The organism is Streptomyces sp. WAC 04229 (assembly GCF_003947455.1).
Lineage (GTDB): Bacteria > Actinomycetota > Actinomycetes > Streptomycetales > Streptomycetaceae > Streptomyces.
On sequence record NZ_QHJH01000009.1, the window covers coordinates 52,310 to 64,972 of the forward strand.

Genomic DNA, 12,663 nt, shown 5'->3' on the forward strand with positions numbered 1-12,663 from the left:
AGTGTGACGGTACCTCCCGCCCCCGTGTCAAACGGGAAAAGCCCGCAACGGCCACTCGAACGGTAACCCGACGAACCCTGTTCCTGCCGCCCGGAGTGGTCACCGGCCCCGATCCGGATATCCGGAGCGCGATCTCCCGATTACGCGGGGGAGAGTGCGGCGGGGGACCGGAACCGGCCTCTCACACGTGCGACAGGCACCATGCCCCGAGGGCCAGCGCGACCACGGCGGCGACGCTCGCGACGGTCGCCGATGCGACGGGGCTCACACCGTGCGCGACGGACCGGCCGTGCCGCACCCGCGTCGTGGTCCACACCAGCAGACCGGCCCCGAACAGGGCGAACACCAATCCCGCGAAGATCGCCGGCCCGCTCTCCATGGTCCCCGTGCCCCTTTTCTCCACCCCGCGCGTGTGCAGCATCGGGGACGCTGTCACGCGTGGGCGGCGGGCAGGCGAACCCGAGGTGAACGGGGAGCCGACGGGCGGTCGGCCACCGCGCGTGGCTCGTTCTTCCCGTTCGGCGACGGAAGGCCGGGACCGGTGAGGCACGTCTCCGGAAGACACGTCTCCGCGCGGCATGTCTCTACGCCGGTTCGAGGAAGCCCTGCTCCACCAGCAGCCGGATCTGGGCGGGCGTGCGGTCGCGCAGCGCCACCGGGTCCTCGCCGACCAGCTGGGCGATGGCGTCCAGGATGCGGCCCGCGCTCATGGTGCCGTCGCAGACGCCGGCGAAACCGGCGCCGACCGTGTCGACCCGGGTGGCCCGGCGCATGCCGCGGTTCTGGCGCAGGACGACGTGCTCCGGATCCTCGGCGCCGGGCAGCCCGACCTGCTCCTGGACGACCTCGCCGGCCAGCGTGAAGTGCGCTTCGAGCAGCGCGGCGTCGTCGTGGGCGCGGAGGTAGTCGACGCGGTCGAAGTGCGCGCGCACCGTCTCGCCGAGCGGCTGCTCGATCGGGTGCGGCCACTCCTCGGCGACGACCGAGGGCTCGGCGGCCCCGGTCCGGCGCAGCGTGATCCAGCCGAAGCCGACGGCCTTGACCTTGCGCGCTTCGAACTCGTCCAGCCACGCGTCGTACCGCGCCTGGTACTCGCCGGCGTCACCGCGGTGGTCGCCCGCGTCCCTGAGCCACAGCTCGGCGTACTGCGTGATGTCCTGCACCTCGCGCTGCACGATCCAGGCGTCGCAGCCGCGCGGCACCCACGAGCGCAGCCGGTCCGTCCAGTCCTCCCCCTCCACGTGCTGCCAGTTGGCGAGGAAGTGCGCGAACCCGCCCGGGTTCAGCCGCTCCCCCGTCTCCTGAACGAGCCGGCGGCACAGATCGTCCCCGCCCATGCCGCCGTCGCGGTAGGTGAGGCGGGCGCCGGGCGAGATCACGAAGGGCGGGTTGGAGACGATCAGGTCGTACGTCGCGTCCTCGTCGACCGGCTCGTACAGCGAGCCCTCGCGCAGCTCGGCCGCCGAAGCCCCGGACAGGGCGAGCGTGAGCGAGGTGATGTGCAGCGCGCGCGGGTTGACGTCGGTCGCGGTCACGCGCGTGGCGTGCGCGGCGGCGTGCAGCGCCTGGATGCCGGAGCCGGTGCCGAGGTCGAGGGCGGCGGAGACGGGCGTGCGCACGGTGAGGCCCGCGAGGGTCGTGGAGGCGCCGCCGACGCCGAGGACGACGCCCGGGGCGTGGTTGCCGATGCCTCCGGCGCCGCCGACCGCGCAGCCCAGGTCGGAGACGATGAACCAGTCCTCGCCGCCGGGTCCGCCGTAGGGCCGTACGTCCACCGTGGCCGCCACCTCGTCTTCCGCCCGGACCAGCCAGCCGGCCTCCAGGCAGGCGTCGACGGGCAGAACGTCCGTCACGCGCGCGTGGGGCACGGGTTGCTGGAGCAGGAACAGCCGGACGAGCAGTTCGAGCGGCGTGTCGCCGCGGGTGGCCCGGAGCGCGGGCACGGTCTCGCTGCGCGACAGCGCCGCGTAGGCGGGGGCGCCGAGCAGCTCCAGCAGTCCGTCGGCGGTGAAGGAGGCCCCGAGCAGGGCGTCCCGCAGCCGGGCGGTGACGTCGGGGCGGTCGGCGGAGGGCAGGGGGGACAGGCTGGCGTTACTCACACCCCCATTGTGGCCCCGCTCTCCGCCCTCCGCCCCGTGTCCGCCCGGGGGATCAGCCCGCCGCGGCCGACGGCGTCACGGAAGCCGCCTTGCAGCTCTCCTGCTTCGCCATCGCCTGGCCGACCTCACCCTCCTCCAGGGTCTTCAGCGCGTCGCTGCCGCTCTTGCTGAGCTTGTTCAGCTCGGTGGCGATGTCCTTCAGGCCGTCGGCGAACTTCGCCTGGTCCTTGGTGTCGAGGTCCTCCACCTGCTTCCTGAGGGAGGCGTACGACGAGGAGAGGCCGTTCAGCTCGGTGACCGCGTCCTTCTGCTTCTTCTCGCCGTCCTCGACATCCGGAGCACCGGCCTTCTGGACGGTGGCGCCCATCGCCTTGTAGGCGTCGGACATGTCCTGGAACGCCTTCGCGTCGGTCTTCTGGACCTCCGCCGGAGTGCTGTTGTCCGAGGTCTCCTTCTGGATCGCCGCGTTGGCCGCCTCGATCTTCTTGGCCTGCGGCTGCACGCCGTCGCAGACGTCCTTAGCCCAGGAGTTCAGCTTCTCGTTGTCGTCGCTGCCACCGCATCCCGTCAGCGCCAGTGCCAGTACCGCACCGCCGGACAGTGCGACCGCGAGCTTCTTGTTCACCGGTTTGGTCCCTTCCATGGCTCTCGGCCCCGGAACATACACGCCGGATGGGGGACATCCGCCGGACGAACATCCGTTAAGACCGTATTGAAGCCATTTGCACCAAGAGAGAGAAGGGTCACGGCGAAGGGAGCGCACGGGTACGGGCCGGGCGGACGACGCGCCAACACGCGCCGTCCGCCCGGCCCTTGAGCTGCACCTCCTACGAGGGCTCCGCGCCGCCCGCTACGAAACCACGGCCGGATCGGCCGACTTGGGCTCGTGGCCGGCGTTGTCTTCGTCACCCATCGCGATCCCGCGCCGCTTGGACACGTAGACCGCCCCCGCGATGACGAGGAACGCGAGAACCGCGATCACCACCCGCACGCCGATGCTCTCGTCGGCGCCGTAGGAGAACTTGATGACGGCGGGCGCGATGAGCAGTGCCACCAGGTTCATGACCTTCAGCAGCGGGTTGATGGCCGGTCCCGCGGTGTCCTTGAACGGGTCGCCGACCGTGTCGCCGATCACGGTGGCGGCGTGGGCCTCACTGCCCTTGCCGCCGTGGTGGCCGTCCTCGACGAGCTTCTTGGCGTTGTCCCAGGAGCCGCCGGAGTTGGCGAGGAAGACCGCCATCAGCGTGCCCGCGCCGATGGCGCCCGCGAGGAACGCGCCGAGCGCGCCCACGCCGAGCGTGAACCCGATGAAGATCGGCGCCAGCACGGCGAGCAGTCCGGGCGTGGCGAGTTCCCGCAGGGCGTCCCTGGTGCAGATGTCGACGACCTTGCCGTACTCCGGCTTCTCGCTGTGGTCCATGATTCCGGGCCGCTCCCGGAACTGCCGCCGCACCTCGTAGACCACCGCGCCCGCCGACCGCGACACCGCGTTGATCGCCAGCCCCGAGAAGAGGAAGACGACCGCCGCGCCCGCGATGAGCCCGACCAGGTTGTTGGGCTGCGAGATGTCCATCATCAGGCTCATCGGCGCGCCCTCGCCGCTGAGTTTCTCGCCGACGTCCGCCGCGCCGGTGGTGATGGCGTCGCGGTACGACCCGAACAGGGCCGCCGCCGCGAGGACCGCGGTGGCGATGGCGATGCCCTTGGTGATGGCCTTGGTGGTGTTGCCGACGGCGTCCAGGTCGGTGAGCACCTGGGCGCCGGCACCCTCGACGTCACCGGACATCTCGGCGATGCCCTGCGCGTTGTCGGAGACCGGGCCGAAGGTGTCCATGGCGACGATCACCCCGACCGTGGTGAGCAGGCCCGTGCCGGCCAGCGCCACCGCGAACAGCGCCAGCATGATCGAGGCTCCGCCGAGCAGGAACGCCCCGTAGACGCCGAGTCCGATCAACAGGGCGGTGTAGACGGCGGATTCGAGACCGAGGGAGATACCGGCGAGGACGACGGTGGCGGGACCGGTGAGCGAGGTCTTGCCGATGTCCTTGACGGGACGCCTGGTGGTCTCGGTGAAGTAGCCGGTGAGCTGCTGGATCAGCGCGGCGAGCACGATGCCGATGGCCACCGCGACCAGCGCGAGGATCCGCGGGTCACCGCTCTTTCCCGCGATCGCCGCGTCGGTGACGCCGTCCAGCTCCGAGTACTTCCCGGGCAGATAGACGAAGACGGCCACCGCGACCAGGACGAGCGAGATCACCGCGGAGATGAAGAAGCCCCGGTTGATCGCGCTCATGCCGCTGCGGTCGGAGCGCCGGGGCGCCACCGCGAAGATGCCGATCATGGCGGTGATCACACCGATCGCCGGCACCAGCAGCGGGAACGCCAGCCCGGAGTCGCCGAAGGCCACCTTGCCGAGGATCAGTGCGGCCACCAGGGTGACGGCGTAGGACTCGAAGAGGTCGGCGGCCATTCCCGCGCAGTCGCCGACGTTGTCGCCCACGTTGTCGGCGATGGTCGCGGCATTGCGCGGATCGTCTTCCGGAATGCCCTGCTCGACCTTGCCGACCAGGTCGGCGCCGACGTCGGCGGCCTTGGTGAAGATGCCGCCGCCGACCCGCATGAACATCGCGATCAACGCGGCACCGAGGCCGAAGCCCTCCAGGACCTTCGGCGCGTCGGCCGCGTACACGAGCACCACGCAGCAGGCGCCCAGCAGGCCGAGCCCCACCGTGAACATGCCGACCACGCCGCCCGTGCGAAAAGCGATCTTCGTCGCCTTGTGCGAGACGAGAGTGAGATCCTTTTCCGGTTCGCCCGGGGCCGGGGTCGCTTCCCGCGCCGCCGCGGCGACGCGCACATTGCTGCGCACGGCGAGCCACATGCCGATATAGCCGGTGGCCGCCGAGAACGCCGCGCCGATCAGGAAGAAGATCGATCTCCCGGCTCGTTGATTCCAGTCGTCCGCGGGCAGCAGCATGAGCAGAAAGAACACGACGACGGCGAATACGCCGAGCGTGCGAAGCTGCCTGGCCAGATAGGCGTTCGCGCCTTCCTGGACGGCCGCCGCGATCTCTTTCATGCTCTCGGTGCCCTCGTCCGCCGCGAGCACCTGGCGCACCAGGATTCCCGCGAGCACCAGGGCGGCCAGTGCGACGACGGCGATGACCGCGATCAGGACACGGTTTCCGTCGGTGAGCACGGCGGCCGCGAGGGTCGAGGAGTCGCCCAACTGATGAGGGGTGGAAAGCTCCGCCATTCGTCCTCCTTGACGCTTGGGCTGAGCTCAAGATGTGGACGGGATTGTAGGTACCGGAAGCTGATCAAAACAGTGCACGACAAAAGGAAATGACCTGTCAACCACAAGGACCCGAGAAGTAGTAATGCCCTTCCCGCATTAACGTCTTGGTTTCCTGTTGTGATCCATTTACCGCGCCATTGATCGTGAATGAATTCACTTGGCGCCCGCACGGCACCACTGTATGTCCGCACATGACGAAGGGCCCTACGAGGTAGGGCCCTTCGGGTGAAACGGGTGAGTGAGGCGGGAGCGGTCAGACCGGCGGGAGCACCGCCGGCGCGGTCGGCCAGGTCATGCGGATCAGTCCGCCGTCCTCACCGGCCTTGACCTCCACGTCGTCGACGAGTCCGCTGATGACCGCGAGGCCCATCTCGTCCTCCTCGGCCTCCGGTTCGTCGGCCCCGGAGCCCGGGGTCCGGTCACCGGGGACCGCGTGCGGCGCCTCGTCGCCGACCTCGATGGAGAACTGCTTCTCCTCCTCGATCAGCGACACCTTGACCGGCGCCGTGATGCCGACGTGCTGATGCAGGCCCACAGCCCGCGTGCATGCCTCACCGACGGCGAGCCTGACCTCGTCGAGGACGGCCTCGTCCACTCCGGCCCTGCGTGCCACGGCGGCCGCCACCAGACGGGCGGTACGGACATGCTCGGGCAGCGCGCTGAAGCGGAGTTCAACGGTGGCCATGCATCCCCCTCGGAACTACGGGCGTGCTTCCGAGGGTCCGGGCCGCCGACGGCCCGGACCCCCCTCGTTCTCTCACCGTCCCGGGCTCGCGGGCCCGGGACCGGTCGTCAGTCGGTGGCCGCCACCGCTTCCTCGACCGAGGTGTGAATGGGGAACACCTTGGTGAGGCCGGTGATACGGAAGATCTTGAGAATGCGCTCCTGGTTGCAGACCAGGCGCAGCGAGCCCTCATGGGCGCGCACCCGCTTCAGTCCGCCGACCAGCACGCCGAGCCCCGTGGAGTCGAGGAAGTCCACGCCCTCCATGTCGACGACGAGGTGGAAACTCCCGTCGTTCACGAGCTCGACCAGCTGCTCACGCAGCTTGGGCGCGGTGTATACGTCAATTTCGCCACCGACCTCGACGACCGTACGATCGCCGACGGTACGGGTCGACAGGGACAGGTCCACGGATCCTCCAGCACCTTGCTATCGAGCGGTCGTCCATCGGGACACCTCGGCTTGAAGCCCCCAGGACGGTACGCCAGCCGCGATGGCATTCAATCACTTACCGGCAGGCGCGCACGACGCCTTGGTCCCATTGTCCGTCACGCCAGTGACAGACTCGGTGCCGATGGCCAAGAATCACCGACCCGATCGACCCCCGGCGGAGCCCGGCTCCCGGCCGGAACCAGGCACGGTCCTGGACCGGCTCGCCGCGGGACCGAGTCGGGCTGCGCGCATCACTCATACGGAGCACTTGCCCCCGCGTGCGGGCCGTCATGCCGTCTGGCCGGACCGGATTCGCCCGGAGGTCGTCGCCGCCGTGCAGGCCGCGGGCATCGAACATCCGTGGGCCCACCAGGCACGCGTCGCCGAGCACGCCCTGGACGGCGACTCCGTCGTGGTCGCCACCGGCACCGCCTCCGGCAAGTCGCTGGCCTATCTGGTGCCGGTGCTGTCGACGCTCCTGGACGGCTCCGAGGCCCCCAACGGACGCGGCGCCACCACCCTCTACCTGGCCCCGACCAAGGCACTCGCGGCCGACCAGTGCCGGTCGGTGAAGGAACTTTCACAACCTCTCGGCACGGCCGTCCGCGCCGCGGTCTACGACGGCGACACGCCGTTCGAGGAACGCGAGTGGATCCGCCAGTACGGCACCTACGTGCTGACCAACCCGGACATGCTGCACCGCGGCATCCTGCCGTCCCACCCCCGCTGGTCCTCCTTCCTGAAGTCGTTGAAGTACGTCGTCATCGACGAATGCCACACCTACCGCGGCGTCTTCGGCTCCCACGTCGCACAGGTGCTGCGCAGGCTGCGCCGACTGTGCGCCCGCTACGGCGCGTCGCCCGTGTTCCTGCTCGCCTCCGCCACGGCCGCCGAGCCGTCGGTGGCGGCCCGCCGGCTCACCGGGCTCCCGGTCGTCGAGGTCGCGGACGACGCCTCCCCGCGCGGTGAACTGGTGTTCGCCCTCTGGGAGCCGCCGCTGACCGAGCTGGAGGGCGAGAAGGGCGCCCCGGTGCGCCGCACGGCCACCGCCGAGGCCGCCGACCTGCTCACCGACCTCACTGTCCAGGGGATGCGGTCGATCACCTTCGTACGGTCCCGGCGCGGCGCCGAGCTGATCTCGGTGATCGCCCAGGAGCGCCTCGCCGAGGTCGACCGCTCCCTGACCCGGCGCGTGGCGGCCTACCGCGGCGGCTACCTCCCCGAGGAACGCCGCGCCCTGGAGCGCGCCCTGCACTCCGGCGAACTCCTGGGGCTCGCGGCGACGAACGCCCTCGAACTCGGCCTCGACATCTCCGGCCTGGACGCCGTGGTGATCGCGGGGTACCCGGGCACACGGGCTTCGCTGTGGCAGCAGGCGGGCCGGGCGGGTCGCGCGGGTCAGGGGGCCCTGGCGGTGCTGGTCGCCCGGGACGACCCGCTGGACACCTTCCTCGTCCACCACCCCGAGGCGCTCTTCGACCAGCCCGTCGAGTCCACCGTCCTCGATCCCGACAACCCCTACGTCCTCGCCCCCCACCTGTGCGCGGCGGCGGCCGAGCTGCCCCTGACGGAGGAGGACCTGAAGCTCTTCGGCCCCGCCTGCGAGGAGCTGCTGCCCCAGCTGGAGGCGGCCAAGCTGCTCCGCCGGCGGACCCGGGCCTGGCACTGGACACGCCGGGAGCGGGCCGCCGACCTGACGGACATCCGCGGGGAGGGCGGACGTCCGGTCCAGGTCGTCGAGGCCGGGACGGGGCGGCTGCTGGGCACGGTGGACGCCGGTGCCGCCCACACCAGCGTCCACGAGGGCGCCGTACACCTCCACCAGGGGCGCACCTATCTCGTCCGCTCCCTCGACCTGGAGGACTCCGTCGCGCTCGTCGAACAGGCCACCCCCGCCTACTCGACGGTCGCCCGCGACACGACGGCGATCTCGGTCCTGGAGACCGACATCGAGGTCCCCTGGGGCGACGGGCGCCTGTGCTACGGCTCCGTCGAGGTCACCAACCAAGTGGTCTCCTTCCTGCGCCGGCGCCTCATCACCGGCGAGGTCCTGGGCGAGACGAAGCTCGACCTCCCTCCTCGGACGCTGCGCACGCGCGCGGTGTGGTGGACGGTCACCGAGGACCAGCTCGACGCGGCCCGGATCAACCCGGAGATCCTCGGCGGCGCCCTGCACGCCGCCGAGCACGCCTCCATCGGCATGCTGCCGCTGTTCGCGACCTGCGACCGCTGGGACATCGGCGGGGTGTCGGTCCCGCTGCACCCGGACACGCTGCTCCCCACCGTCTTCGTGTACGACGGCCACCCCGGCGGCGCGGGATTCGCCGAGCGCGCCTTCCACACGGCCCGCGAATGGCTCACGGCCACCCGGGAGGCCATCGCCTCCTGCGAGTGCGACGCCGGCTGCCCGTCCTGCATCCAGTCCCCCAAGTGCGGCAACGGGAACGATCCGTTGCACAAGCGGGGAGCGGTGCGGCTGCTCACGGTGCTGCTGCGGGGCGCGGAGGCGGCGGCAGCGGCGGTGGAGGCAGAGCTGCCTCGGGCGGGGCAGGTGGGACGGACGGAACAGACGGACGAGCCTGAAGCGGAGCAGGCTGAAGCGGAGCAGGCTGAAGCGGAGCAGGCTGAAGCGGAGCAGGCTCAGTAGGCAGGTGTTCGGCGGGCTGAGGTTCGGTGGGCAGGCCCGGGCCCGCCCTCGCACGGACCTCCGCCGCGAACGGGCCCCGGCCCGACGCCGCCGACACGTCCGAGACCTGGCCGGTCAGCACGCAGCGCACCAGCCGCGCACCCTGGGCCCGCGTGACCCGGTCGGCCTCGGCACACGCCGCCGAGCCGCCACGGGCCCAGTGGTCCGCCGCCGCCAGCGCCGCCAGATCGGCACCCCCGGCGGCGCGGTGCCGGGCCACCACCGCCTGCCCCAGGGCCAGCACGATACCGAACACCAGGCACAGGACGGCGACGGCGCCCACACTCCAGACGGTGGCGGACCCCTGGTCGTGAGCGCCCCTCACGGCTCCGCCCCCACCGCGCGCTCCGCCGACGCCACGGCCTCCGCCCGTACCTCGAAGGGCAGGCCGTGCAACGCCGGTGGCGCGGCCACCACGACCACACGGACCAGGCCCCCCTCCCGGGCGACCGTGACGCGTGCCCCGCGCGGCGCCGCCTCCCGGGCGAGCTCCACGACCGCGCCGTCCGGGTCCTGGCGTGCCGCCGCGCGTGCGCCCGAGCGGGCCGCGTCCACGCACTGGATCTGGGCGGCCACCGCCAGCAGCCCCCACACCAGTGCCATCGCGAACACCACCAACACCGGCAGCACCACGGCCGTCTCGGCGGTCACGAACCCCTCGTCCGAGCGGCGCCCACCCGGCGGACCGCACCCCCGGCGGGCTCCGGGCACGGCCTCCGTCCCCGCCGTCCGCTCACATCCGCGCATCGAGCGCCCGCTTCACGATTCCCTGCAACTCGGCGCTGACCGTACCGCTCGTCACGACCTTGTAGAGCACCACGGCGAAGGCCACCGCCGCGACGATCCCCATCGCGTACTCCGACGTGACCATGCCCCCGTCCCGCCCCGCGCCCCGTCGCCGCAACGCCGTCCGTGCGCCGCACACCAGGGCACTCAGCCCTGCCCGTACCACCTGATACATCTCAACCCCCGTGAGGTTCGATCCCGTTGTTCACTCGCTCGTCCTGCTGGTCACTCGCTCTCCGGCTTCCCGCCGGTACGCCCCGTTCCGTCAGCGACCGCCTCCCCCGTCTCCCAACACACCGCCGGCCAGCCCGATGACGACCGGCAGTACGCCTACCGCGATGAAGGCGGGCAGGAAGCACAGCCCCACCGGCGCGGTGACCATGACGGCCGCCCGGCGGGCCCGAGCCGTCGTGGTGCGGGCCCAGTCGGCGCGGGCCTGGGCGGCGAGCCGGGCGGCCGGATCTGCCGCGGGCAGCCCCGACACGTCGGCCCGTTCCAGCAGCCGCGCCAGTGGACCGGCGCCCGGGATCTCGGCCAACCTCCGCCAGGCACCCTCAGGTTCGCCGCCGAGTCGCACCTCCGCCGCGCCACGCCCCAACGCCTCTCCCACGGGCCCGTCCAAGGCCTCGCCCACCGCCCGCGCGGCGGCCACCGGACTCGCGCCCGCCGCGACACAGGCCGCCAGCAGATCGGCTGCCAGGGGCAGTTGACGCGCGGCCTGCGCGGCGGTGACTCCCGCCTCGGACGCACCGGCGGCCGGGCGTCGGGAGCGTCGCCGCCACAGCAACGCCGCGCCCGCCAGCCCCATTACGGCACCGGCGGCACCCCCGACCACGACCCAGCCGGCACCCACCGTGCCCAGCAGCGGCAGCCACGCGCGGGCGACGGCCCGCACTTCCTCGGTGCGTCGTGGGGTCGTGGGGGACGGGCCTGTCGCCAGCAGCCCCGTGAGCCGCCTGTGCACCGTCCGCTCCCGCCGCGCGGCTCCTAGCACCCGCACCGGCCAGACGGCCGCCGCCAGAGCCCCCACCACTACCCCCAGCCTGTGGACAACGTCCCCGCTCACGACACCGCCTCCGCTCCGCGCACGATCCGCGTCACCCACCACACGCCCAGGCCCTCCAGCAGCCCGCCGCCCAGCAGGCAGCCGAGCCCTGCTCCGGTGTGCAGCAGCACGTGCAGCGGATCGGAGCCCAGGGCGACGCCAAGCAGGAGGCCGAGCACCGGCAGGCCCGCGAGCATCACCGCCGTGGCCCTGGCGCCCGCCAACTGGGCGCGCAGGTCGGCGCGCTGGTCCCGCTCGGCGCGCAACGCGCCCTCCAGCCGGTCGAGTCCGGCGGCCAGCCCCGCCCCTTGGTCGACGGCGACCCGCCAGCAGGCGGCGAGGCCCCGCAGCCCCTCGGCGCCCGGCTGCCGCGCCGCCGCCGCGAGCGCCGCGGGAACGTCCCCGCCGAACCGGGCCGCCGCCAGCACGGCGGCCTGCGCGGTCCCCAGCCCGCCGGAGTCACGCTCGGCGTACAACAGCGCCTCACCGGGCTGCCGCCCCGCCCGCACCTCCCCGGCGAGCGCGCCGCAGAGCGCGAGCACCGCGTCCTGCCGCCGCTCCCGGGCCCTCCTCGCATCGCCGGCCCGCCGCGTCCGCCGCAGTGCCGGCACCCCGGCCGCTCCCGCGAGCAGCGGCAGCACCGAGGCGCCCAGCAGCGCCAGTGCCAGCCCCGCGGCCGGGGCCCACCACTCGAAGCCCAGCCGGCGGCAGGCCCGCCACAGCCGCTCCGTCACCCGGCGCACCGAGGGCGGTCCGGTCCCGCCCTTCCCTCCTTCCGCCAGCACCGCCCGCGCGCGTCGTACGCCGGAGTGCCATCCGCCCGCCAGCCAGGCGGCGCTCCCCAGGCACGCCAGGGCCACACCCGTCGACAGCTCGCCCGTCCCGGTCACCGTCATCGCTCGCCTCCCGTCCTGCGGGCTCGCCCGTCGAGCCCTCCGACTCCTTCGAGGCCTCCGAGTCCTCCGAGTCCCTCGAGCCCCTGGAGCCCTCCGAGCCCTTCGCCACGCAGCAGCTCCCGCAGCCGCTCCCAACCGCGCTCGGCCACGAAGGCCGCCGTGCCCCACCGCAGGGCCGGTACCGTCCGCACCAACCCCGACGGATCACGCTCCAGCACGTGCACCTCGGCGATCCGGCGCCTGCCGGTCCGGTCGCGGACCAGGTGCAGGACGACCGAGAGGGCGGCGGCGAGCTGACTGTGCAGGGCCGCGCGGTCCAGGCCGGCCGCCGTGCCGAGCGCCTCCAGCCGGGCCGGTACGTCGGCGGCGGCGTTGGCGTGCACCGTCCCGCACCCGCCTTCGTGACCGGTGTTCAACGCCGCGAGCAGATGGACCACCTCGGGGCCGCGCACCTCGCCCACGACCAGCCGGTCCGGGCGCATTCTCAGCGCCTGCCGGACCAGGTCCTCGAGGGTGACCAGGCCCGCGGCCTCCTGGTTGGCGGGTCTGGTCTCCAGGCGGACGACATGCGGGTGATCCGGCCGCAGTTCCGCCGAGTCCTCGGCCAGCACGATGCGCTCGTCCGGTCCGACGAGCCCGAGCAGCGCGCTCAGGAGCGTCGTCTTCCCGAACCCGGGACAGTGACTCCCCTACTGGTG

The 12,663-nt window shown here is 72.5% G+C and carries 11 protein-coding genes and 2 pseudogenes; 1 reads left to right on the forward strand and 12 read right to left on the reverse strand.

Annotated elements, in window-relative coordinates:
* Positions 1-181: 181 nt before the first annotated feature.
* From DMH12_RS04290 to bldG, 6 genes are all read right to left on the reverse strand, one after another.
* A complete protein-coding gene (locus tag DMH12_RS04290) occupies positions 182-379 on the reverse strand; it encodes a hypothetical protein (protein WP_125490238.1) in 198 nt (65 codons plus the stop codon).
* A gap of 205 nt (positions 380-584) precedes the next feature.
* Positions 585-2,099 (reverse strand): class I SAM-dependent methyltransferase, encoded by a 1,515-nt coding sequence (locus DMH12_RS04295; protein ID WP_125490185.1) that lies wholly within the window; start codon positions 2,097-2,099, stop codon positions 585-587.
* Positions 2,100-2,151: 52 nt separating this feature from the next.
* Entirely contained in the window at positions 2,152-2,742 is a 591-nt protein-coding gene (locus DMH12_RS04300) for a small secreted protein (protein ID WP_125490186.1), read from the reverse strand.
* A gap of 207 nt (positions 2,743-2,949) precedes the next feature.
* Positions 2,950-5,355, reverse strand: a complete 2,406-nt coding sequence (locus tag DMH12_RS04305; RefSeq protein WP_125490187.1) for a sodium-translocating pyrophosphatase — start codon at positions 5,353-5,355, stop codon at positions 2,950-2,952.
* A gap of 295 nt (positions 5,356-5,650) precedes the next feature.
* Positions 5,651-6,082, reverse strand: a complete 432-nt coding sequence (locus tag DMH12_RS04310; protein ID WP_125490188.1) for an ATP-binding protein — start codon at positions 6,080-6,082, stop codon at positions 5,651-5,653.
* Between the two features lie 107 nt (positions 6,083-6,189).
* On the reverse strand, positions 6,190-6,531 hold the full coding sequence (gene bldG / locus DMH12_RS04315; RefSeq protein WP_003975386.1) for an anti-sigma factor antagonist BldG: 342 nt from the start codon (positions 6,529-6,531) through the stop codon (positions 6,190-6,192).
* Between the two features lie 82 nt (positions 6,532-6,613).
* Between bldG and DMH12_RS04320 the strand changes: the two genes are divergently transcribed.
* Positions 6,614-9,199: a DEAD/DEAH box helicase gene (locus tag DMH12_RS04320; RefSeq protein ID WP_260474045.1), complete on the forward strand. Its 2,586-nt coding sequence runs from the start codon at positions 6,614-6,616 to the stop codon at positions 9,197-9,199.
* A 97-nt stretch (positions 9,200-9,296) separates the two neighbouring features.
* Here DMH12_RS04320 and DMH12_RS39625 read toward each other — a convergent pair.
* The 6 genes and pseudogenes from DMH12_RS39625 to DMH12_RS04350 form a co-directional block, all read right to left on the reverse strand.
* A pseudogene (locus tag DMH12_RS39625) lies at positions 9,297-9,563 on the reverse strand (Rv3654c family TadE-like protein); the annotation flags it as partial.
* A complete protein-coding gene (locus DMH12_RS04330) occupies positions 9,560-9,889 on the reverse strand; it encodes a TadE family type IV pilus minor pilin (RefSeq protein ID WP_399186591.1) in 330 nt (109 codons plus the stop codon). The pseudogene DMH12_RS39625 and the gene DMH12_RS04330, both read right to left, overlap by 4 nt.
* Before the next feature lie 82 nt (positions 9,890-9,971).
* Positions 9,972-10,199: a DUF4244 domain-containing protein gene (locus DMH12_RS04335; RefSeq protein ID WP_125490191.1), complete on the reverse strand. Its 228-nt coding sequence runs from the start codon at positions 10,197-10,199 to the stop codon at positions 9,972-9,974.
* A 90-nt stretch (positions 10,200-10,289) separates the two neighbouring features.
* Positions 10,290-11,090: a type II secretion system F family protein gene (locus DMH12_RS04340; RefSeq protein ID WP_125490192.1), complete on the reverse strand. Its 801-nt coding sequence runs from the start codon at positions 11,088-11,090 to the stop codon at positions 10,290-10,292.
* Entirely contained in the window at positions 11,087-11,965 is an 879-nt protein-coding gene (locus DMH12_RS04345; RefSeq protein ID WP_125490193.1) for a type II secretion system F family protein, read from the reverse strand. The genes DMH12_RS04340 and DMH12_RS04345 overlap by 4 nt, the downstream gene beginning before the upstream one ends.
* Positions 11,962-12,639: pseudogene (locus DMH12_RS04350) on the reverse strand (ATPase, T2SS/T4P/T4SS family); the annotation flags it as partial. The pseudogene DMH12_RS04350 and the gene DMH12_RS04345, both read right to left, overlap by 4 nt.
* Positions 12,640-12,663 lie beyond the last annotated feature (24 nt).

Excerpts from the sequence above, each read along its gene's own strand:
- DMH12_RS04345 (WP_125490193.1), bottom strand. The coding sequence starts at position 11,965 with ATGACGGTGACCGGGACGGGCGAGCTGTCGACGGGTGTGGCCCTGGCG.
- DMH12_RS04310 (WP_125490188.1), bottom strand. The coding sequence starts at position 6,082 with ATGGCCACCGTTGAACTCCGCTTCAGCGCGCTGCCCGAGCATGTCCGT.
- DMH12_RS04335 (WP_125490191.1), bottom strand. The coding sequence starts at position 10,199 with ATGTATCAGGTGGTACGGGCAGGGCTGAGTGCCCTGGTGTGCGGCGCA.
- DMH12_RS04290 (WP_125490238.1), bottom strand. The coding sequence starts at position 379 with ATGGAGAGCGGGCCGGCGATCTTCGCGGGATTGGTGTTCGCCCTGTTC.
- DMH12_RS04300 (WP_125490186.1), bottom strand. The coding sequence starts at position 2,742 with ATGGAAGGGACCAAACCGGTGAACAAGAAGCTCGCGGTCGCACTGTCC.
- DMH12_RS04320 (WP_260474045.1), top strand. The coding sequence starts at position 6,614 with ATGGCATTCAATCACTTACCGGCAGGCGCGCACGACGCCTTGGTCCCA.
- DMH12_RS04305 (WP_125490187.1), bottom strand. The coding sequence starts at position 5,355 with ATGGCGGAGCTTTCCACCCCTCATCAGTTGGGCGACTCCTCGACCCTC.